At 67.2% G+C, this 22954-nt stretch carries 15 protein-coding genes; 6 read left to right on the top strand and 9 right to left on the bottom strand.

The features are described 5' to 3' along the window. Positions 1–54: 54 nt before the first annotated feature. A complete protein-coding gene (acnA, locus tag AC04MD_RS04330; protein ID WP_475496080.1) occupies positions 55–2823 on the top strand; it encodes an aconitate hydratase AcnA in 2769 nt (922 codons plus the stop codon). Between the two features lie 60 nt (positions 2824–2883). On the opposite strand, the gene AC04MD_RS04325 is transcribed toward acnA, so the two are convergent. Continuing rightward, positions 2884–5343 (bottom strand): S9 family peptidase, encoded by a 2460-nt coding sequence (locus tag AC04MD_RS04325; protein ID WP_475496079.1) that lies wholly within the window; start codon positions 5341–5343, stop codon positions 2884–2886. A gap of 191 nt (positions 5344–5534) precedes the next feature. On the opposite strand from AC04MD_RS04325, the gene AC04MD_RS04320 reads away from it, so the two are divergent. Next, a complete protein-coding gene (locus AC04MD_RS04320) occupies positions 5535–5948 on the top strand; it encodes a hypothetical protein (protein ID WP_475496078.1) in 414 nt (137 codons plus the stop codon). Here the strand turns inward: AC04MD_RS04320 and AC04MD_RS04315 are convergent, their stop codons facing one another. Beyond that, complete coding sequence (locus AC04MD_RS04315) at positions 5949–6389, bottom strand: nuclear transport factor 2 family protein (protein WP_475496077.1); 441 nt, start codon at positions 6387–6389, stop codon at positions 5949–5951. 114 nt (positions 6390–6503) lie between these two features. Between AC04MD_RS04315 and AC04MD_RS04310 the strand changes: the two genes are divergently transcribed. Both AC04MD_RS04310 and AC04MD_RS04305 read left to right on the top strand, forming a co-directional pair. Further along, positions 6504–8183 (top strand): long-chain fatty acid--CoA ligase, encoded by a 1680-nt coding sequence (locus AC04MD_RS04310; RefSeq protein ID WP_475496076.1) that lies wholly within the window; start codon positions 6504–6506, stop codon positions 8181–8183. A 266-nt stretch (positions 8184–8449) separates the two neighbouring features. Then, positions 8450–9316: a crotonase/enoyl-CoA hydratase family protein gene (locus tag AC04MD_RS04305; protein WP_192308754.1), complete on the top strand. Its 867-nt coding sequence runs from the start codon at positions 8450–8452 to the stop codon at positions 9314–9316. Positions 9317–9498: 182 nt separating this feature from the next. Here AC04MD_RS04305 and AC04MD_RS04300 read toward each other — a convergent pair whose 3' ends face one another. From AC04MD_RS04300 to prfB, 4 genes are all read right to left on the bottom strand, one after another. Continuing rightward, complete coding sequence (locus AC04MD_RS04300) at positions 9499–11691, bottom strand: ATP-binding protein (protein WP_475496075.1); 2193 nt, start codon at positions 11689–11691, stop codon at positions 9499–9501. A gap of 3 nt (positions 11692–11694) precedes the next feature. Next, the gene (gene rpfG / locus AC04MD_RS04295; protein WP_475496167.1) at positions 11695–12780 is read right to left on the bottom strand and encodes a cyclic di-GMP phosphodiesterase response regulator RpfG; all 1086 of its coding nucleotides are present in this window, start codon (positions 12778–12780) and stop codon (positions 11695–11697) included. 412 nt (positions 12781–13192) lie between these two features. Beyond that, positions 13193–14713 carry a lysine--tRNA ligase gene (lysS, locus tag AC04MD_RS04290; protein ID WP_475496074.1) on the bottom strand — a complete coding sequence of 507 codons (1521 nt, stop codon included), beginning with the start codon at positions 14711–14713 and terminating at the stop codon, positions 13193–13195. A gap of 123 nt (positions 14714–14836) precedes the next feature. Beyond that, positions 14837–15962 (bottom strand): peptide chain release factor 2 gene (gene prfB / locus AC04MD_RS04285; protein WP_296282936.1). Its coding sequence is split into 2 segments (ribosomal slippage): positions 14837–15886 and positions 15888–15962, totalling 1125 coding nucleotides; the frame shifts between segments, so codons are not numbered across the junction. A gap of 128 nt (positions 15963–16090) precedes the next feature. Between prfB and AC04MD_RS04280 the strand changes: the two genes are divergently transcribed. Continuing rightward, positions 16091–18016, top strand: coding sequence for a GGDEF domain-containing protein (locus AC04MD_RS04280; protein ID WP_475496073.1), 1926 nt, complete (start codon positions 16091–16093; stop codon positions 18014–18016). Here AC04MD_RS04280 and AC04MD_RS04275 read toward each other — a convergent pair whose 3' ends face one another. Beyond that, complete coding sequence (locus AC04MD_RS04275; protein WP_475496072.1) at positions 18017–18904, bottom strand: LytTR family DNA-binding domain-containing protein; 888 nt, start codon at positions 18902–18904, stop codon at positions 18017–18019. A 154-nt stretch (positions 18905–19058) separates the two neighbouring features. Between AC04MD_RS04275 and AC04MD_RS04270 the strand changes: the two genes are divergently transcribed. Next, on the top strand, positions 19059–20267 hold the full coding sequence (locus AC04MD_RS04270) for an acyltransferase family protein (protein ID WP_475496071.1): 1209 nt from the start codon (positions 19059–19061) through the stop codon (positions 20265–20267). Positions 20268–20274: 7 nt separating this feature from the next. Here AC04MD_RS04270 and recJ read toward each other — a convergent pair whose 3' ends face one another. Further along, positions 20275–22002, bottom strand: coding sequence for a single-stranded-DNA-specific exonuclease RecJ (recJ, locus tag AC04MD_RS04265; RefSeq protein ID WP_475496070.1), 1728 nt, complete (start codon positions 22000–22002; stop codon positions 20275–20277). After that, entirely contained in the window at positions 21999–22952 is a 954-nt protein-coding gene (locus AC04MD_RS04260) for a phosphoglycerate mutase (RefSeq protein WP_475496069.1), read from the bottom strand. Before AC04MD_RS04260 ends, recJ begins: the two co-directional genes overlap by 4 nt. Positions 22953–22954 lie beyond the last annotated feature (2 nt).

The following is a 22954-nucleotide window of genomic DNA, read 5'->3' as shown; positions in this document are numbered from 1 at the left end:
CCAGCGGCTTATGCTGGTCGCCTGCCCCTTCCCCCAGCTACAGGAGCCTCCGCGATGAGTGATTCCTTCGCCACCCGCCGTTCCCTGGACGTCAACGGCACGTCCTACGCGTACTACAGCCTGCCGGTCCTGGCCGAGCAGCTCGATCCCGCGGGCGGCTTCGCCCGCCTGCCCTACTCCATGAAGATCCTGCTGGAGAACCTGTTGCGCTGCGAGGACGGCGTGACCGTCCTGCCAGAGCACATCCGGGCCGTTGCCGGCTGGGAAGCCACCAAGGAGCCGGATACCGAGATCGCCTTCATGCCGGCGCGCGTGGTGCTGCAGGACTTCACCGGCGTGCCCTGCGTGGTCGATCTGGCCGCGATGCGCGACGCCGTGGTCAAGCTGGGCGGCAGCCCGGACCAGATCAACCCGCTGATTCCGTCCGAGCTGGTGATCGACCACTCGGTCCAGGTCGACGTCTTCGGCAGCCCCGACGCGCTGGACCTCAATGGCAAGATCGAGTTCGACCGCAACAAGGAGCGCTACGGCTTCCTGCGCTGGGGCCAGAAGGCGTTCGACAACTTCAAGGTGGTGCCGCCGAACACCGGCATCGTCCACCAGGTGAACCTGGAAAACCTCGCCCGCGTGGTGATGACCGGCGAGAAGGACGGCCAGGCCATCGCCTACCCCGACACCGTCTTCGGCACCGACAGCCATACCACCATGATCAACGGCATCGGCGTGCTGGGCTGGGGCGTCGGCGGCATCGAGGCCGAGGCCGCGATGCTGGGCCAGCCGTCGTCGATGCTGATTCCGCAGGTCGTCGGCTTCAAGCTGACCGGCAGGCTGCCGGAAGGCGCCACCGCGACCGACCTGGTGCTGACCGTCACCCAGATGCTGCGCAAGCTGGGCGTGGTCGGCAAGTTCGTCGAGTTCTACGGCGACGGCCTGCAGCACCTGCCGCTGGCCGACCGCGCCACCATCGGCAACATGGCGCCGGAGTACGGCGCGACCTGCGGCATCTTCCCGATCGACCACGAATCGCTGAACTACCTGCGCCTGTCCGGCCGCAGCGAGGAACAGATCGCGCTGGTCGAGGCCTACGCGAAGGCGCAGGGCCTGTGGCACACGCCCGACAGCCCGCATGCCGAGTACAGCGCCACGCTGCACCTGGACATGGGCGACGTGAAGCCGTCGCTGGCCGGTCCGAAGCGGCCGCAGGATCGCGTGCTGCTGCAGGACGTGAAACAGAACTTCCGCGACAACTTGGTGCCGTTCGCCGATGCGCGCCGCAAGCGCATCGACCTGGTGCAGGAAGACCGCCTGAAGAACGAAGGCGGCGGCGGAACGGCGGTCGGCGCGCAGGCGTCGGTGCACGAGTCCGCGCCCGACAGCGGTGCGCCGCTGAAGCTGCGCGATGGCGACGTGGTGATCGCGGCGATCACCTCCTGCACCAACACCTCCAATCCGGCGGTCATGCTCGGCGCCGGCCTGCTGGCGCGCAACGCCGCCGCCAAGGGCCTGAAGGCGCAGCCGTGGGTGAAGACCTCGCTCGGCCCGGGCTCGCGCGTGGTGACGGACTACCTGGAAAAAGCCGGCGTGCTCGACGATCTGGAGAAGCTCGGCTTCTACGTGGTCGGTTACGGCTGTACCACCTGCATCGGCAACTCCGGCCCGCTGCCGGACGACGTGTCGGCGGCGATCGCGGCCGACGACCTCGTCGCGGCATCCGTGCTGTCCGGCAACCGCAACTTCGAGGGGCGCGTGCATCCCGAAGTGAAGATGAACTACCTGGCCAGCCCGCCGCTGGTGGTCGCGTATGCCATCGCCGGCACCACCAACATCGATCTCACCACCGAGCCCTTGGGCACCGGTAGCGACGGCCAGCCCGTCTTCCTCAAGGACATCTGGCCGAGCAACCAGGAGATCGGCGACTTCATCGCCAAGACCATCGGCCCTGAGATGTTCGCCAAGAACTATGCCGACGTGTTCAAGGGCGATTCGCGCTGGAACACCATCGCCTCGCCCGACGGCGACCTGTACGCCTGGGATGGCGATTCCACCTACATCAAGAACCCACCCTACTTCGACGGCATGTCGATGGAGATCGGCAGCATCGACGATGTCCACGGCGCGCGCGTGCTCGGCCTGTTCGGCGATTCGATCACGACCGACCACATCTCGCCGGCCGGCAACATCAAGAAGGACTCGCCCGCGGGCCGCTTCCTGATCTCGCGCGGTGTGCAGCCGGCCGACTTCAACAGCTACGGCAGCCGCCGCGGCAACGACGACGTGATGGTGCGCGGCACCTTCGCCAACATCCGCATCAAGAACCTGATGTTCGGCGGCGAGGAAGGCGGCAACACGCTGTACTTCGGCAGCACTCCCCCGGAGAAGATGTCGATCTACGATGCTTCGATGAAGTACCAGGCAGAGGGCGTGCCGCTGGTCGTCATCGCCGGCAAGGAGTACGGCACCGGCTCGTCGCGCGACTGGGCGGCCAAGGGCACCAACCTGCTGGGCGTGAAGGCGGTGATCGCCGAGAGCTTCGAGCGCATCCACCGCTCCAACCTGGTTGGCATGGGCGTACTGCCCCTGCAGTTCAACGACGGCGAGAACGCGCAGTCGCTGGGCCTGGATGGCTCGGAAACCTTCGATGTCACCGGATTGCAGGACGGCGCCGCCAAGACCGCGACGGTCACGGCGCGCAAGGCCGACGGCAAGACCATCGAGTTCCAGGTCAAGGTGTTGATGCTGACGCCGAAGGAAGTCGACTACTTCCGCCACGGCGGCCTGCTGCATTACGTGCTGCGCCAACTGGCCGCGCGCAAGGCGGCCTGAGCGGCGTCCTGCTGATGAAAGGCCGCCCGATGGCGGCCTTTCTGTTTCAAGCGGGCGTGATCAGCGATCCGCCGCGACGGGTGAGGAACCGCCACCCGGGGGCTTGTTCTTGACGTAGCGCTCCAGCCACTGGTCCTGCTCCCACAGCAAGTGCAGGATCGATTCCTTCGCCGCATAGCCGTGGCTTTCCTTCGGCAGCAGCACCAGCCGCGTCGGCGCGCCGAAGCCCTTCAGCGCATTGAAGTAACGCTCGCTCTGCATCGTGAACGTGCCGGAGTTGTTGTCCGCCTCGCCATGCACCAGCAGCAACGGCGTCTTCATCTTGTCCACGTGCATGAACGGCGACATGTCGTTGTAGACCGCCGGCGCCTCCCAGTAATTCCGCTCCTCCTGCTGGAAGCCGAACGGCGTCAGCGTGCGGTTGTAGGCGCCGCTGCGCGCGATGCCGGCGGCGAACAGGTCCGAATGCGTCAACAGGTTCGCGGTCATGAAGGCGCCGTAGGAATGTCCGCCAACAGCCACGCGGGTGCGGTCGATGTAGCCCAGCGCATCCACCGCATCGATCGCCGCCTTCGCGTTCGCGACCAGTTGGGTGACGAAGGAATCGTTCGGCTCGTCCTTGCCTTCGCCGACGATCGGGAACGCGGCATCGTCGAGCACCGCATAGCCGCGCGTCACCCAGTACACCGGCGAACCGTAGCTCGGGAAGATGAACTCGTTGGGATTGGTGGTGTTCTGTCCCGCGCTGTCGCGGTCCTTGTACTCGGCCGGATAAGCCCACATCACCAGCGGCAGCTTCTGCGTCTTCGCGGTACGGTCGTAGCCCGCCGGCAGGTAGAGCGTGCCGGTCAGCGGCAGCCCGTCGGCGCGCGCGTAGGTCAGGACCTCCTTGTGCACGCCCTGCAGACCCTTGAACGGATTCTCGAAGCGCGTCACCGGCACCGGCGCCATGCGCTGCTTGAGATGGCGGATGTAGTAGTTCGGGAATTCCGTCGGCGACTCCAGACGCACCAGCACGGTGCCGGCCTGCGGATCCAGCAGCGCCTGGATCGCTTCCTTCTGACTGGTGAGCCGCGAGGTATACAGCCGCTCCTTCTTGCCGGTCGCCAGGTCCATGCGGTCGATGAAGGGGAACTGGCCTTCCGGAGTGAAGCCGTCGCCGATCAGGTGCGCATGGCCGTCGTCCAATGCCAGCACGCGCTGGCCGGACGCGTTGCGGCGCGTCTCGAACTCACCCGGATCGCTGTACTGGTCCTGGTAGTTGCGACTGACGAGTTCTCGCAGCGGCGCGCCCGCCTGTGAAGGATCGAACAGATAGGTGCGCGTATTGCGCGTGCTCCACCAGTAGTCGGTCACGATGGCATGGCGCTCGTCGCCCCACTGCACGCCCTGCAGGCGGTCGATGGTCTTGAAGATCGAACGGGGCGGCGCGGTGAACGGCGCGTCCCACGCGAAGGCCTCATCGCGGAACGGCACCTCCAGCGTAGGGTCGCCCTTGTCCAGCGCCTCCGCCCACACCAGTGTCGCCGGCTGGTCCGCGCGCCACTCGATGTCGCGACGACCCGCCCGCACCGCCATGAAACCTTTCGGCAGGTTCTCGGCGAGCGGCGCGTCGACGACGGTCGCGACCGACTTGCCGGTGGTCTCCACGACCTCCGCGCTGAACGGGAAACGGCTGTACGGTACCAGGTAGGAGAACGGCTTCTTCAACGTCCGCAGCAGTACATAGCGACCGTCCGGCGAAAACGATTCGCCCGTGTACATGCCGGCGCCGCGCCACACGGTCGCGCGCCCCTTCAGCGGGACGCGGTGCAGTTCGGAGGTGACCAGGACGGCGAAGTTCGCTTCATCCTGCGGGTTCTTCAGTAGGTCCTGGTAGGTGCGGTTCTGCGCCTTGCTGCCATCGCTGACGGACACGGTGGGGCCGGTGGGGATCTGGCGCGACGTATCGATCAGCGCGGGGCGTTGCACCGGCAGCATGCGGACCAGCAGCGCCTGGTTGTCGCGGAACCAGGTGAGCGGATTGCCGATGTTGCTGTTCACGCGCGCCTCGGTCAGCCGAGTGGCGCGCGCGGAGGCCAATTCCAGTACCCACGCCTCCACCCCGGTGCGCGTGGTGTGGGTGAAGGCGAGCCGCTTTTCATCGGGCGACCAGACGAAGTTCGCCAGGCGCGGGACCGTCGGCAGGCCGGTCACCTGCCGCGCCGTGCCTCCGGCGAGTTCCTGCACCTGCAGGTTGTTGAAGTAGGTGGCGGTGCTGGCGATGTTGGTACGCGGATTGACCCGCAGGCCACCCAGTCGCAGTTCCTCGTCGGACAACTCCGCCAGCGACTTGAACGCATCCCGGTAGAACAGCACCAGCCGCGTCTTGCCGCTGTCCGCGACGACGCTGGGGGGACGCTGTACGTCCGCCAGTTGCAGGATTTCGGCAGGCGGCGTCTGGTAAGGCAGCGCGTCCTGCGCAACGGCGTTGCCGGCGGCCAGCCACAGGCATGCCAGGATCTTCCAGCGAATCGACATGGATCACTTCCCCTTGTTGTAAGGCTCGATGATCCCGTCCACGACGCGCGAGGGCAACCCGACCTGTTGCCGGTTGTGCGCCCTCCTTGCGTTACGGCTGTTGAAGACCTGCCTCCGCAGGCCGCAGGGGACTGGCGTTGAACACACAGCTTCCGCGCGCACCCGTGTGGTGCGTCTGCCTCTGCATAGGCGTGCTGCCGTTCGCGGGTTTCGGTGCCGCCCCCGGCACGGAACCGGCGAGACGGATCGCCGAACAGTTCGTCGCCGGCAAACAGGCGGACCACATGGAAAGCTATGAAGCCACCGAGGTTGTCCCTGCAGACATCAACGGCGATGGCCAGGACGAAATCGTCGTCCTCTGGACCCTGTACGGTCCGACCTACTGGAACTCCGGGGTCGCCGTGCTCGCGAAACAGGGCGCACGGTATGCGGCCGCCGGCGAGACGAGCGATGCGCTCGGCATGGTCGAAGGCATGACGGTCGCCGACGGCGTCATCCAGCTCAAGACGAAGTGGCCCGGCCCGAACGATCCCCGCTGCTGCCCGAGCGTCAACAAGACGCTGCGCTACCGCTGGACGCCGGGAAAGCTCACCCCGGTGAAGTGATCACTGCCGGCGTTCCCAGCGGGCGTGATAGACACGCCAGTCTCCATCTGCGCGTCGCCATGCGGTGGTGACGCGATAGGTCCCAGCCTGGTTCGGCAGCAGGCGTCCCCTGCTGGACGTCAGCAGGACATCGAACGCGACCTCGGCGTTCTCGCCATCGACTTTGACATCGAGCGGTCCCGTGGTCGCACCGATACGCGCATTCATCAGGGTGTGCGCACGGATCATGTTGTGCAACGCAGCACGATCGAGACCTTCTTCACCGGCGAAATCGGCGCTGACGCCCTCGATGAAATCGCCCGACTTGCCGGCTTCCACCGCCACCTGCATGGTGTCGAACTGCTGCCGCAATTGCGCTTCCGGCGTATCGCCGGCGCACGCAGCCAAGGCCAGCACCAGGGCGAGCAGCCATCCGTGCGCACTGAATCGGGTCTTGGCCATCGAAACCTTCGCCTTTTCCATCCGGAACGGTATGCTCCCGGCAGGCGCCATCTCCGGCGTTTGCCCATTGAACGCCGCGAGGCGACCCGAAGACCCTGGGGAGGGAATGGAACGATGAGTCAGGAACGTCCGTGGTTCAAGAGTTACCCGCAAGGCGTGCCGCAGCAGGTGGACCTGGAGCAGTACCGCTCCATCGTATCCGTCTTCGATGAGGCGATCAGCAAGTACCGCGACCGCCCTGCGTTCCGCAACTTCGGCAAGACCCTGACCTACGGCGAGATCGACACGCTCAGCCGGCAGTTCGCGGCGTACCTGCTCGGCGAGCTCAAGCTCAAGAAGGGCGACCGCGTCGCCATCATGATGCCGAACTGCCTGCAGTATCCCATCGCCATCTTCGGCGTGTTGCGCGCCGGCCTGACGGTGGTCAACGTCAATCCGATGTACACGCCGCGCGAGCTGAAGCACCAGCTGACGGATTCCGGCGCCAGCGTGCTGCTGGTCGTCGACAACTTCGGCAAGACCGCGCAGGAAGCCCTCGCCGGCACGCAGGTCAAGCAGGTGGTCACCACCGCGCTCGGCGACATGGTCGGCTTCCCCAAGGGCGCGATCGTCAACTTCGTGCTGAAGTACGTGAAGAAGATGGTGCCGGATTACGACATCCCCGGTGCCGTGCGCTTCAAGGACACGCTCACGCTGGGCCAGTTGCATACGTTGCCCGACGTCGACATCGACTCCGGCGACATCGCCTTCCTGCAGTACACCGGCGGCACCACCGGCGTCGCCAAGGGCGCGATGCTGACGCACCGCAACCTAGTGGCCAACATGCAGCAGGCCGGCGTGTGGGTGGGCACCGGCCTGGACTACGGCAACGAAGTCATCATCACCGCGCTGCCGCTGTACCACATCTTCGCATTGACGGCGAACTGCCTGGTCTTCATGAAGCTGGGCGGCCTGAACCACCTGATCACCAATCCGCGCGACATGCCGGGCTTCGTGAAGGAGCTGAAGGCCACGCGCTTCACCGCGATCACCGGCGTCAACACGCTGTTCAACGGTCTGCTCAACACGCCGGGGTTCGACGACGTGGATTTCTCCAACCTCAAGATGACGCTGGGCGGCGGCATGGCGGTGCAGCGCGCCGTCGCGGAGAAGTGGAAGAAGGTCACCGGCGTGACGCTGGTCGAAGCCTATGGACTGACCGAAACCTCGCCTGCCGCCTGTATCAATCCGATGGACCTGCACGACTACAACGGCGCCATCGGCCTGCCCGTGCCGTCCACCGATGCCTGCCTGAAGGACGACGATGGCAACGTCGTGCCGGTCGGTGAAGTCGGCGAGCTGTGCATCAAGGGCCCGCAGGTGATGAAGGGTTACTGGCAGCGCCCCGAAGAAACCGCCAACGTGATGGACGCCGATGGCTGGCTGCACACCGGCGACATGGCGAAGATGGACGAGAACGGTTTCTTCTACATCGTCGACCGCAAGAAGGACATGATCCTGGTCTCCGGTTTCAATGTGTACCCGAACGAAGTCGAGGACGTGATCGCCGGCCTGGACGGCGTACTGGAAGTGGCGGCGATCGGCGTGCCGGACGACAAGTCGGGCGAAGCAGTGAAGGTCTTCATCGTGAAGAAGGACCCTGCCCTGACGGCCGAGCAGGTCAAGGCGTTCTGCCGCGACAACCTGACCGGCTATAAGCAGCCGCGCCACATCGAGTTCCGTACGGAGCTGCCGAAGACCAACGTCGGCAAGATCCTGCGCAAGGAACTGCGCGAGCCCGCGAAGACCGCCTGATATCGCTGTTCAGCTTCTTAGCAAAGGCCGGCCCTGCGCCGGCCTTTTTCTTTTGGTTCAGGACTTTAGGGGTCGATTCTAGACGCGCGTCACAAATATCGGGACGGATGGCGGGTCGACGGCCGCGACTTGCTTCAAGCGCGCTTGTGCACCGGATTTTAATTATTCGTTCAGGTGTAGGATCGGCGCGTGATGCCGCCTGCGTCACATAAATCCGTCACCCGCTTCCCCTGCCGCGCGGGCAAAACCCCTCCAAGGAGCTTTCCATGAACAACGTCGAAAAACTGCAGCGCACCCGTTCCTTCCCGACCATCCGCGTGGAATCGGAACCCAGCGGTGATGCGCACTGGATGTACATGCATTCTGATGTCGCCCCGGGCGTGCGTCCGTGCTTCCGCAGCCAGATGCTCGACGACGTGCTGAGCTTCATGAACTCGATCACCCTGCGCGAATCCCAGCGCCAGCCGGGCAAGCTGCGCCACCTCGTCGTTGCATCCGACGCCAACGCCTTCAATCTCGGCGGCGACCTGGAGCTGTTTTCGCAGCTGATCCGCGAGAACAACCGCGACCGCCTGCTGAGTTATGCGCGCCGCTGCATCGATGGCGTCCACCATCTCAACACCGGTTTGGGCGGCGACGTGCGCACCATCGCGCTGATCCAGGGCGATGCACTGGGCGGCGGCCTCGAAATCGCCCTGTCCTGCCACACCATCGTCGCCGAAGAAGGCGTCGACATGGGCCTGCCGGAAGTGCTGTTCGGCCTGTTCCCGGGCATGGGCGCCTACTCGTTCCTGTGCAAGCGCGTGTCGCCGCAGGTCGCCGAGAAGATCATCCTGGAAGGCAACATCTACACCAGCGACGAGCTGTACAAGCTGGGCGTGGTGGATGTGCTGGTGCCGAAGGGCCAGGGTGCCGCCGCCGTGCAGACCATCATCGACAAGCAGCGCCGTTCGCCGCATGCGCACCTCGCGCTGAACGCCTGCCGCAACCTCGCGCAGCCGGTCGGCTACGACGAACTGATGGGTATCACCGAAGTGTGGGTCGATACCGCCCTGACGCTCGGCGACAAGTCGCTGAAGATGATGGAGCGCATCGTCCGCGCACAGGAAAAACGGTCCATCCGCGCGGCCTGAGCACCTGCAACGCTGCTTTCATCGCAGACACTACAGGGGAAATCAGGGGGTTGAAGCGCGCTTGAGCGCCTTCAAGGGCGAGTCCGGGTCACCGTACTCGCCAGGGACCTGCCATCGCAGGCGCCCGATGCGTCAACGTTCCGTCGCTGCTCCCCTCCGCCATGATGGCGGCGGGCAGCTGATCAGGACGACGTGCCTTCGTTGCCCTTCTCCACCGCACCGCGTACACGCTGCCGCGCATCGAGCGCGGCACGGCCGTGGCTCAGGTGCGAGTTCAACGCCGCCAGGCGGTGACGCCATTCGCGCGTGATCTGCCAGTCGGCCAGGCTCATCATCTCGCCTGCGGCCGCCGCCAGTTTCACCAGGCCGAGGTTGCTGGCCACGCCCTTCAAGGCATGGGCGTGCTCGCGCAGGTGCTCGCCATCGCCGCGCTCCATCGCATGCGCCATCGCGCCGATGCAGCCATCGGCATCGTTGAGGCACTGCTCGATGAACTCGCGCTCGAAGGCGTCGCCCATGCCGAGCGCCGTCAGCTCGTCCAGCACGCTGACATCCAGCACGCCGTCGGACACCTCGGCGCGTGCGGGCGCCATCGCCACCGCCGTCGCAGTGACGCGACCGGACGTGGCGATGTCGGCAAGCGCATCGAGCAGACGGGTCGCGACCACCGGCTTTGCCAGGAACGCACGTGCGCCGGCCTGCTCGCAACGCTGGATGGATTCCGGCGTGACGTCCGCGCTGAGGATAAGCACCGGCGTGCGGCTGCCGCTGCCTGCTTCCATCACGCGCAGCTGCTTCAGCAGGTCCAGGCCGCTGAGGCCGGGCATGTGCAGGTCGCAGATGACCGCATCGTAGGACGCCGACTCCAGCGCATCGAGCACTTCCTCGCCGCCGTTGACGCAGGTGATGCGATGGCCCGCCTTCTGCAGCAGGCGTTGCACCACCATGCGATTGGCCTCGTGGTCGTCGGCGACCAGGATCTGCATGCTGCGCACGCGGGCGCGATGGCGCAGGAACGGATCGGAGAATGCGATGATGTTCTCGGCGCTGGTCGTCTCGGGCTCTTCCTGCAGCCATTCCGCATGGCCATGCACGGCCGGCACGATGACGCGCTCCGGCACCACCTCGAACGGCAGCTCCACCCAGAAGCAGCTGCCGCGCTGCTCGTGGCTTTCGAAGCCGATGGTGCCGCCCATCGCTTCGGTCAGGCCCTTGGCGATCGTCGTGCCCAGTCCGGTGCCGCCGTAGCGGCGCGACAGGCTGACATCGGCCTGCTCGAACGCTTCGAACAGGCGCTCGCGCAGCGCGACGGGCACGCCGATACCGGTATCGGTGACCGTGAAGCGCAGGCGCACACGTCCTTCGTCGGTCTGCGTGGGCGCGACCACCATGCGCACCTCGCCTTCATCGGTGAACTTCACCGCGTTGCCCGCGAGGTTCAGCAGTACCTGCCGCAGGTGGCCCGCGTCGCCGCGCAGCTTCAGCGGAATGGCATCGTCCACCACGCCTTCGTAACGTACCTGCTTGCCGCGTGCCTGCGGCATCAGGATCAGGCCGATGCTGTCGACCAGTTCGCGTGGCGAGAACTCCACCACGTTGAGCTTGACCTTGCCCGCCTCGATCGCGGAGATGTCCAGCACATCCTCGACCAGGCCCAGCAGCGTGCGCGTGGAGGCCTGGATGGTGGACAGGCATTCGCGCTGCTCCGCGTCCAGCCGCGTCGTCGCCAGCAGTTCGGACATGCCGGCCAAGCCATTGAGCGGCGTGCGGAACTCGTGGCTCATGTTGGCCAGGAAGCGGCTCTTGGCTTCGTTGGCGCGGCGTGCCTCGTCGGTGGCGCGGGTCAGGTCGCGCAACAGGCCGGACAGGTACATCGGCACGGCGATCAAGCCAAGCACCAGGCCCACGCCCAGCGTCAGGTTGGTGCGCCAGTAGTCGTTCATCGCGACCACGCCCGCGAATGCGGTGCTGGCCATCGCCACCGCGACCACCAGATAGCGGTTGCCGTAGCGCAGGCCGTTGCCGACGGTGATCCACATCAGCACGACGTAGGCCCACGACAGCGGCTCGCCCATACCGTTCATCGCGGCCGCGAGCAGGCCGTAGTCGGCGATCATGCCCAGACCGCGACGTACGTGCGACTTGCCCGGCTGCACCAGCAGCCACGCGAAGATGCCCAGGCTGTTGACCAGGCCCGAGGTGATGATGGCCAGGACGATGGCGTACTCGCCCGGCGGCAGCGCCGCGCGCGAGGACGGCAGCAGCGCGTAGGTGAGGATGATGGAGATCAGCGCGACGCGGATCAGCGCCTGCCCGTGCTCACTGTCGCCGCGATGCGCCAGTCGGGACTTGATCCAGGTGATGGGATTGGTCATGGCTCACTCCATCCCTGGACGGCTCTGCACCGTCGAGTAGCGTTCGCAGATGTCGTCGAGCCGCGCCCGCCCACGGATCAGCGCGTCGACACATGCGGGATCGAACAGGCGACCGCGCTGCGCGTATAGATACGCCAGCGCCGCGTCCTTGTCCCAGGCCTTCTTGTACGGCCGCGGCGAGATCAGGGCATCGAACACGTCCGCCACCGCCACTATCCTCGCTTCCAACGGGATCTGCTCACCGACGAGGCCATCGGGATAGCCACTGCCGTCGTAGCGCTCGTGGTGGCGCAGCGCGATCAGCGCGCCGGTCTGGATGAAGCGGTTCTGGCTGCCGGACAGCAACTGGTGGCCGATCTTCGGATGCCGACGCATGACATCGGTTTCGTCGGCGGTCAGCGGGCCGGCCTTCATCAGCACCGAATCCGGGATCGCGATCTTGCCCATGTCGTGCAGCGGCGCGGCCATCTCGATGGTGCGCACTTCGTCTTCCGCCAGGCCGAGCTGCTCGGCAATCAGGCCGGCCACGTGGGCCATGCGCTCGAGGTAGGCGCTGGTGCCGCTGTCGCGGTACTCGATGGCGCGGGCCAGGCGCGACAGCGTCTCGCGCTCGCGTTCCTCGACCTCGTGCATGCTGGACAGCAGGCGCTGCTCCAGCGACAGGGCGCGCTGCTTGACGTTCTCGGACTGCTGGCGGAGCTGAAGCAGGTTGCGGCAACGGGCGCGCAGTTCGCGCGGCCGCACCGGCTTGACCAGGAAATCGATGACGCCGGCTTCCAGCGCGGCCTGGCGGATCGGCTCGTCGCCGACCACGGTGATCAGGATGATCGCGATGTCGCGGTGCATCGGCAGCCGGCGGAAGCGGCGGGCGAACTCCAGCCCGTCCATGCCCGGCATGCGGTAGTCCAGCAGCAGCAGGTCGGTGCGGTTCTTCTCGCACCATTCCAGTGCGGCCAGCGGATCGCCGAAATCATGGACGGCCAGCTCGGACGCGATGTCCTCGATGACATGGCGCAACATCGTGCGCGCAGACGTCTGATCGTCGACGATGACGATGTTCAAAGCGTTACCCACCCCTTGGGGCCACATCACGTGGCTGTCGGGCAAGGATACTCCGGCGGCGGCGGCGCTCGCATCCAGCATGTCGTCAGTCCTGTTCGGCGGCACGGTCCCGGGCGGGGTCCGTGATCCACGAAGGGAACCGATGCGAATCCCGGGGCCCCCTCCCCCGATCTCTATCGGCGCGGGCGGTGGAAAATTGACCGTCCTGCGCGTGAAACGACGCAGGAAGCGTGCCAGCCGTCGCAATGGCCGGTCGGGACTCAGCATATTGACCTCCGTCACGTATCCAGGCCGTCCCGGCCCTCCATGGCGGGTGGCATGGCCGAGAACATGATGCCGGGCAACGGCATCTCCGGCGCCAATGGACCCGCCGCGTCACGCCGGCAGGTGCCTATTCTGCCCCGGAGCGTCACCCTGTTGACGCCCGGGTACCGCTCGTTCAGCCCTGGGCTTCCGGGCGCATGTACGGGAACAGCAGCACGTCGCGGATCGAATCGGAGCCGGTCAGCAGCATGACCAGCCGGTCGATGCCGATACCCAGGCCGCCGGTCGGCGGCAAGCCGACCTCCAGTGCGCGGATGTAGTCCGCGTCGAAGTGCATGGCTTCATCGTCGCCGCCCTCCTTGGCCTGGACCTGCGCCATGAAGCGGGCCGCCTGGTCCTCGGGATCGTTCAGCTCGGAGAAGCCGTTGGCGAGTTCCTTGCCGTTGACGAACAGCTCGAAGCGGTCCGTATATCCCGGGTTGTCGTCGTTGGCGCGGGCCAGCGGCGACACCTCGACCGGATGGTCGGTGATGAAGGTCGGCTGCACCAGGGTGTGCTCGACCGTCTTCTCGAAGATCTCCAGCAGCAGCTTGCCCCAGCCGTACGACGGCTTGACGTGGATCTTCAGGCGTTCGCAGTGGCGCACCAGTGCCTCGCGGTCGGTGCAGTCGGCGGCGCTGATCTCGGGGTTGTGGTGGCGGACGGCCTCGTCCATGCGCCAGCGGCGGAAGGCCGGCTCCAGATCGATGTCCTGCCCGTCCCACGTCAGCTGGCCGGTCCCCAGCACCTCGTGCGCCACGTCGCGGATGACGCCCTCGGTCAGGTCCATGATCTCGGTGTACGTGGCGTAGGCCTCGTACAGTTCGAGCATGGTGAATTCCGGGTTGTGGCGGGTGCTGACGCCCTCGTTGCGGAAATTGCGGTTGATCTCGTACACCCGCTCCAGCCCACCGACCACCAGGCGCTTCAGGTACAGCTCCGGCGCCACGCGCAGGTAAAGATCCAGGTCCAGCGCATTGTGGTGGGTGGTGAACGGCTTGGCGGCGGCGCCACCGGGGATGTAATGCATCATCGGCGTCTCGACCTCGAGGAAGCGCCGGGTGTCCAGCCATTCGCGGATCGCGCGGATGATGCGAGAGCGCTTGATGAAGACGGCACGCGCCTCCGGCGTGACGATCAGGTCGACATAGCGCTGGCGGTAGCGCTGTTCCACGTCCGACAGGCCGTGCCACTTGTCCGGCAGCGGACGCAGCGACTTGGTCAGCAGGCGGAAGGCCTCGGCCTTGACCGACAGCTCGCCGGTACGGGTGCGGGTCAGCCCGCCCTCGACGCCGACGATGTCGCCGACATCCCAGCCCTTGAAGGCATCGTAGGTCTCGCCCAGCGTATTGGCCTGCAGGAACAGCTGGATGCGGCCGGACTCGTCCTGGATCTGTACGAAACTGGCCTTGCCCATCACGCGCTTGGCCATCAGGCGACCGGCCAGCTTCACCTGCCGTCCGCTGCCCTCCAGCGCCTCGCCGGTCCACAGCTCGGCATCCTGGTACTGCGTCTGCAGGTCGCCCGCATAGTCGCTGCGGCGGAAATCGTTGGGAAACGCGATGCCCTGCCCGCGCAGCGCGGTCAGTTTGGCGCGACGCTCGGCGATGAGGCTGTTCTCGTCGACGGCGGGCGTGGCGTTGGTCGGGTCGATCATGGCGGTCGCAGGGATTCTAGGAAGGGGAATGTAGGAGCGGCCCGTGGCCGCGATGCTCTGACACGTCTACTTGGAGAAGCATCGCGGCCATGGGCCGCTCCTACAGGAAGACGCGTCGCCCGATCAGGCGTCGATGCGTTTTGAACCGGCTTCCAGGCCGGATTTCAGGCTGGCCTCGACGAATTCGTCCAGGTCGCCGTCCAGCACCTTCTGCGTATCCGAGCGCTCCACGCCGGTGCGCAGGTCCTTGATGCGGCTCTGGTCCAGCACGTAGTTGCGGATCTGGCTGCCCCAGCCGATGTCGGACTTGGTGGCTTCCACCGCATCGCGCTCGGCGTTGCGCTTCTGGATCTCCAGCTCGTACAGCTTGGCGGCCAGCATCTTCATCGCGTTGTCGCGGTTCTGGTGCTGGCTGCGGCCGGTCTGGCAGGCGACCACAATGCCGGTCGGCACGTGGGTGATGCGCACCGCCGATTCGGTCTTGTTGACGTGCTGGCCACCGGCGCCGGACGAGCGGTACACGTCGGTCTTCAGGTCTGCCGGATTGATGTCGATGTCGATGTTGTCGTCGACTTCCGGGGACACGAACACCGAGGTGAAGCTGGTGTGGCGGCGGTTGTCCGAGTCGAACGGCGACTTGCGCACCAGGCGGTGTACGCCGGTCTCGGTCTTCAGCCAGCCGTAGGCGAAATCGCCCTCCACCCGCAGCGTGGCCGACTTGATGCCGGCGACGTCGCCACCGCTGGCTTCCATCAGCTCGGTCTTCCAGCCGCGCGACTCGCACCAGCGCAGGTACATGCGCAGCAGGATCTCGGCCCAGTCCTGCGCCTCGGTGCCGCCGGCACCGGCCTGGATGTCGACGAAGGCGTTGGAGCTGTCCATCTTGCCGGAGAACATGCGCTGGAACTCCAGCTTGTCCACGTGCACGGCGTAGCGCTCGACATCGGCCACCACGGCGTGCGCGGTGTCCTCGTCGTTCTCCATCTCCGCCAGTTCCAGCAGTTCGCCGGCGCCGGTCAGGCCTTCCTCGATGTCGCGGATGCCGTTGACCGTCTTGTCCAGCAAGGAGCGCTCACGGCCGAGCTGCTGCGCGTATTCTGCGTTGTTCCAGATGTCCGGGCTTTCCAGCTCGCGGTTTACTTCTTCCAGGCGCTCGCGCTTGGCATCGTAGTCAAAGATACCCCCGGAGCGAGGCCAGCCTGTCCTGCAGGTCGGCGATGCGCTGGCGGATGGGATTGAGCTCGATCATGGGTCGTGGGGCGGGGGCTGGAATCGGTCGGCAAGGATACCAGAGGCCCGCCGGACGCCGCGCCGGCGCCCGGCGGCTGGAACGGGACTTGCATCGTTGCGGTGCGCCCTTCCGAGAGCCGTCCGCTCATGCAGACTCCCGCCGCTGTCCTGCCCGTGCCGCTGCTGCCCTGGCTCCTCGGCCTGGCGCTGCTGTTGAGCCTGCCGTCGTCGCGAGCGCAGGGCACGCCGCCGGCCCCCGATCGCGCCAGCGAGGTGAAGCGCTGCCTGCAGTTGCGTCGCGATGCGCCCCCGGTGGCGGTCGCGCTGGCGGAATCGCTGCTGCGGGCACCGGACCTGGCGGTCGATGAGGAGGTGAAGATCTACAGCTGCCTCGGCATCGCCGCCGGACTCGCGGGCGACAAGGCCCGCGCAGTGGAAGCCGGCGCGCAGATGGAGCGGCTGGTGAACGAGCATCCCCGCCTGCCCGCAGAGTTCCGCGCCCGCGCCTATTCGCAGGCCGGTTCGGTATTCCACGGCGCCGGCCAGATCCACCGCGCCGAGGCCGCCTACCTGCACGCACAGGAGATCGCCGCTCAGTTGCCGGCCGAAGACGCTGCCCTGTTCCAGGCCACCACCCTGACCAACATCGGCCTGATTCACGCGGACTATCTGGATTCGCCGGAAATCGCCGACGGCTACTACCGCAAGGCGCTCGCGGCGGCTGGCTCGGTGGGCCTGGAGGATCCGCTGATCCTGCACAACCACGCGCTCAACCTGGTCAGGCTGGGCCGCACCGACGAGGCGATGGCCGTCATCGACGAAGGCGAAGCCGTGGCGCAGCGCAAGCAGGCGCAGTCCGTGGTCGACCGCCTGCACGCGGAGCGCGCCGGCCTGTGGATTGCGCAGGGACGGCTCGCGCAGGCGCGCCCCCTGCTCGACACCGCGATCAAGGCGCAGGAAAGCAGCGCCGACAAACCCGGCCTGGCGGGCTCGCTGGCCAAACGCTCGACCCTGCAGCGCCTGTCCGGCGACTACGCCGGCGCGCTGGCGACCGCGAAGCGCGCCTGGTCGAACGTGGACGGCACACCCCACCCGCAGAAGCAGCGCGAAGTGCTGCGCGCCTGGATGGCCGCCCATGCCGCCCTGGGCCAGGCGGACGACGCGCTCGGCGTCGCTGCCCGCCTGCACGCGCTGGAAATGCAGACGCTGAAGGAACAGCGGCTGGAACTGCTGGCCGACCTGCAGGCGCGCAGCGAAAGCGCCGCCGCGCAGCGCGAACTGGAGACGATGCGCCACCAGGCGCAGATTCGGGCGCTGCACGACGAGAAGTCGACGCTGCTCCGCCGCACGAGTGTCACCGTGCTGGTGCTGCTGGTGCTGGCGGGCGTGGGCTTCGGCCTGCTGCAACGGCGCAAGAACCGGCAACTGCGCAAGGTCAGCGCCACCGATTCGCTGACCGGTCTGCGCAATCGGCGAGCCGCGACCGAGGCAATGAAAGCCATGGCCATGCAGCGCCCGGTCGCCGGAACGCGTCATGTGCTGTTCCTGATCGACATCGATCACTTCAAGAAGGTCAATGATGGCTTCGGCCACCATGCAGGAGACCAGGTGCTGGTCGCCCTGTCGCGCCGCCTGCGCGAGATCGGCCGGGTCGACGACGTCATCGCCCGCTGGGGCGGTGAGGAATTCCTGATGGCCTGCGCCGACCTCACCGAGGCGCAGGCCTGCACCGTCGCCTCGCGCCTGCACCAGGCACTGTGCGAGGTGCACGAACTGGCACCGCGCCAGCGCTGGTCGCTGACGGTGTCGCTGGGGTTCGCGCCCTTTCCGTTCTTCGACAACACCGCCAGTGGCTGGGACTACGCGCTGCGCATGGCGGACCGCGCCCTGTACGCGGCCAAGGACCGTCGCAATGCGTGGGCCGGCCTCTGGGGCCGCACCCTGCCGCCCGGCGCGACCTTGCAGACCTTGCTGGAAGCGCCTGAAGAGGCCGTCCGCAGCGGCGCCATCGAACTGGTCGCCAGCTATGCAGTGGAACGTCTGCCGCAGGTGCCGGCGACGCGCGCCGCCTGACTAGCAGGCGGCCTCGGCACCGGTGCGCTGCCGCAGATCCTGCCGGTAGCGCCGGCTGCAGGGCAGCGCGCTGCCGTCCTTCATGTGCACGCGGGCATCGCCGGTATCCAGCGGCTCTATCGAACCCACCTGGTCCAGGCTGACGATATAGCTGCGATGGATGCGGGTGAAGCGGCGTGGATCCAGTCGTGCCTCGATGCCGGCGATGGTGCTGCGCAACGGGTAGTCATGGCCGCGGACGCGGAGGTTGACGTAGTTCCCGGCCGCCTGCAGCCATTCGATGTCGTTGGCCGCCACCAGGAACTCGCGGCCGAGTTTGCGCACCAGGAAACGCTCCGGCTGGTCGACCGGCTCCAACGGCAGGCCCTCGTCGGGTTCCGCGAGCAGGCTGGCTTCGCCCTGCCAGCGACGCAGCAGGAAGCGATAGCCTTCCACCGCCACCACGATGGTGGCGAAGCTGCGCGCGTCCTTCAGGTACTCATAAGCCAGTTCGCGCGGCCATGGTCCGAATTCGTAGGCCATGCCCTGCGTGCGGTACGCCAGCACGCGCAACGCCACCATCCCGACCACATGCACCAGGCAGACCAGGATGCTGGCCGCCGCGTACTCGCCCAGCCGCGCGCGCCAGTTGTCCCAGTGCACGGGGCGCGAGCGGGTGTACCAGACGATCGCCGGGATCAACACCAGCACCCAGACCAGCGCGCTGCTGGCTTCCCAGACCACCGGCTCCCACGCCTGCACGGCGGAATCGCCACGCCGGAGTTCCATCAGCGTGGTCAGGCTGTTGGCGATGCAATTGGCCGCCGTCACCGCGATCCAGAACCCCGCCTCCACCCATCGCTTCCACGGCAGGTAGCGTTCGTAGGTGAGCGTGTCCTTGCGGTTCATGCACGCATTTTAGCCGCCGTGCTCTGCGACTGGCATCACGACTCGTCACCGGGATCCGCGGTTCGGCCCCACGACCCCGCCATTCGTCCCTTCGTGCTTTCCGGCAGGACAACGCAGGTCGACGCTGGCGGCTTCGCTGAAGACGGAGAACACCATGCAACGTCGCCACGACCTGGACTGGGTACGCGTCTGTGCCTTCGGGCTGCTCGTGCTGTACCACGTGGGCATGTACTACGTGAGCTGGGACTGGCACGTGAAAAGCCCGGCCGCCAGCGAGGTGCTGGAGCCGTTCATGCTGCTCAGCTCGCCCTGGCGACTGTCGTTACTGTTCCTGGTCTCCGGGACTGCCACCGCCTTCCTGCTGGGCAGGGCGCAACGGTGCGCGGAGGCGGCCGGGACGCCGACGCGATTCCTGGGAGGCCGCTCGTGGCGCCTGCTGGTACCGCTGATCTTCGGCATGCTGGTGATCGTGCCGCCGCAGGCCTATTACGAGGTGGTGGAACAGTTGCCGGGCGGCTACCGCGACGGCTATTTGGCTTTCTATGCGCGCTACCTGACGGCCTATGACGGCTTCTGCGATGCCGAGGATTGCCTGCGGATCCCAACCTGGAACCACCTGTGGTTCGTCGCCTACCTGTGGGTCTATACCTTGGCGCTGTGGCTGCTGTGGCGGCTGGCACCACGGGTACTCGACGCGGCGGGCGGCCTCCTCGTCACCGCGCTGTCCGGCGTGGGCGTGCTGGTCTGGCCGTTCCTGTTCCTCGGCGTGGCGCGCGTCCTGCTGGTCGGCCGCTTCGAGCAGACGCATGCGCTGGTCGATGACTGGTACAACCATGCGCAGTACTTCGGCGTGTTCCTGTTCGGCTTCCTGATCGCGCGTGCCGACGGCGTCTGGAATGCGATCGACCGGCTGCGCTGGCCGGCGCTGCTGGCGTGGCTCATCAGCTGGGCGGGCCTGATCGCCTACTTCACGCGCTTCGCCGATGTTGATCCGCCGGAAGGGCTGCGCATGGCGATGCGCATGGCCTGGGCCCTGAACCAGTGGTGCGCCATCGTCGCGGTCCTCGGCTTCGCGCATCGCTGGCGATCCGCCGACAGCCGCGCGCTGCGCTACCTGGTGCCGGCGGCGTTTCCCGTCTACATCCTGCACCAGACCGTCATCGTGGTCGTGGCGCATCACCTGAAACCGCTGGCGATTCCACCGCTGGTCGAAGGTCCGTTGCTGGTCGCGATCACCTTCGCCGCGTGCTTCGCCGGTTACGAGGCGATCCGGCGCGCGCGCTGGCTGCGTCCGCTGTTCGGCTTGAAGCCGAGGGAGGGAGCGATGCCCGGCAGCCCACCGCTGGTATCCGAACCGCGGTGACGTGAACTCAGTCCGCCGCCTGCCAATGCCGCAGCAGCAACTGGATGCCGCGACGGTCGCGCCAGTCGTCGGTGTCCAGCTGATAGGCCGCATGGATGCGTGCAGGCGGCGGCACGTCGTGCCAGCCGTTGAAGTGGATGGCGTTCAACGGCGTGGCATGGCCCGTGGCCAGCAGCGAGAACTTCAGGTGCTTCTCGCCGACCACGCGCCAGTCCAGCACGTCGAATACGCCGTCGAACAGCGGCTCGGGGAAGCCCTGCCCCCACGGCCCGGCGCTGCGGAGCACGTCGGCATGCGCGCGGTCGAGTTCGCCGGACGCCAGTTCGCCATCGCTCAGGACTTCTTCGCGCAACAGATCGTCGTCGAGCATCGCCGCCGCGTGCCGGTGGAACGCCGCACGGAACTCGGGCAGCGCGCTTTCGTCCAGCGACAGTCCCGCGGCCATGGCATGGCCGCCGAAGCGCTGCATGAGGCCGGGATGCAGGGCGTCGATCGCCGCCAGCGCATCGCGGATATGGAAGCCCGGAATGGAACGCGCCGAACCGCGCAACGTGGTGCTGCCCGGCTCGGCCGGCGCGAACGCGATCACCGGCCGGTGCAGCCGCTCCTTGATCTTGGAGGCGACCAGGCCGACCACGCCAGGATGCCATTCCGGATCGAACAGGCATGGCGCCAACGGCACCGGCGCGCCGTCGCCGCTGTCGATACGGGTCAATGCCACCTGCGCCTCGTCGACCATCTGCTGCTGCACGCCGCGCCGCTCGGCGTTGATGCCGTCCAGCGTGCGCGCCATCTCCTCGGCCTGGGTGGCGTCGTCGGTCAGCAGGCAGGCGATGCCGAGCGCCATGTCTTCCAGCCGCCCGGCCGCGTTCAGGCGCGGGGCGATGGCGAAGCCGATGTCGGCGGCCGTCAGGCGCGCCTGCTCGCGACCCGCCACGCGGATCAGCGCCTGCAGGCCGGCGCATCCCTGCCCTGCGCGCAGGCGGCGCAGGCCGGCGCCGACCAGGGCGCGGTTGTTGGCGTCCAGCGGCACGAGATCGGCGACGGTGCCGATCGCGACCAGGTCCAGCAGCGTGGAGAGATCCGGCTCCGCTCCCGCGAACGCACCGCGCTCACGCAGCACGCGACGCAGTGCGAGCAGCACGTAGAACATCACGCCGACGCCGGCCAGCATCTTGCTGGGGAACGGATCGCCGCGCAGGTTGGGATTGACGATGACGTCGGCCGGCGGCAAGCGATCGCCGGGCAGATGGTGGTCGGTAACGAGCACCTGCCAGCCACGCGCCTTCGCCGCCGCGATGCCGGCATGGCAGGCGATGCCATGGTCCACCGTAACCAGCATGTCGGGCTGCAGCGCGGCCAGTTCGTCCACCAGCGAGGGCGATAGCCCGTAGCCGTGGACCATGCGGTTGGGCACAGCCGGCGTGACCCGCGTCGCGCCCAGCAGGCACAGGCCGCGCACGCCGACCGCGCAGGCCGTGGCGCCATCGCAGTCGAAATCGCCGACGATGACGATGTGGCGGTCCTGCGCGATCGCATCGGCCAGCAGCGCGGTCGCCTCGTCGAGCCCACCCAGCGAATCCGGTGGCAGCAACTGCGCCAGCCGCGGCTGTGCCTGGTCGATCGACAGGGCACCGCGCGCTTCGTAGATCCGGCGCAGCAGGGGCGGCACGCTGTCCGGCCATTGCCCGTCCGCGACGACGGCGCGGCGGCGGATCCGCGGGGACGACGTCATGCCGGAACGTGGTCCGGGCGCACCGTATCCAGCCGCTGCAGCGGGCCGCGCCACAGGCGCCAGCGCTGTTCGCGGCGCAGCGAGAACAGCGCGCCGTCCTCGAAATCGAGGTTGAGCGCGTCGAGTTCGCGCTTGCGCAGCGCGTCGAGCAGCGGCTGCAACGCATCGCTGCACAGCAGATCCAGGTTGCGCAGATGGCGCAGATCGATCAGCGCGTCCACCCCGCCTTCGCCATTGGCGTGCACGGCCTCGACGCCGGCCACCTGCGCCAGCGACTGCAGCAGCACATCGTTGCCCTTGACTTGGCGGAAGCCGGTGCGCACGGCATCCGGCAGCACGCCTCCGCCCCAGAACCACAGCGAGTTCACCGGCGGCTTGCCCTGCGCCGTGCGCTGCGCGTTCCAGGGGTGGTTATGCAGCAGCACCTGCGCTTCACTGAGCAGGGCGCGCCAGCGCCGCCCGGCATCGCCTTCCGGCAGATGGGCGAACAGATCGTCGCCCAGCACATCGCTGGCCGGTGCGAACGCCGGCAGCTTTGCCTCGACCGGCAGGCGCAGGTACCAGCGCGCAGGATGCGGCGCGTCGAGCAGCATGCCGGCGTCGCCGAACAGCGGCTTCAGCACCGGCAGCAGCTGGGTCGTGTCCTCATCGGTGAGTGCCAGTGCCTCGCCATAGGCCAGCATGCGGGCACCGGTCATGTCGGGCGACACCCGCGCCGGATCGGCGCGCAGCCACATCGCACCGGCCGCATCGCGCGCGTCGCGTTGCCGCGTCAGCGCGGCCACCGGCCAATGGTCGGGCACCAGCTGGAACTGGCGACGCAGCTGCGCACGCTCGCCAGCTTCGCCATCGGTCCGGTCTGCGCGCCCAAGCGCCTTGGCGATGTCGGGCGGCAGCACTTGACCGACCAGTCGGGTACGCGCGGGCAGCAGCAGGGTGGCCTGGGCCATCG

It is taken from the genome of Pseudoxanthomonas sp. LjRoot206, assembly GCF_056175725.1.
The sequence above is the reverse complement of the archived record's forward strand: the minus strand, read 5'-3'. Positions and strand labels throughout refer to the sequence as shown.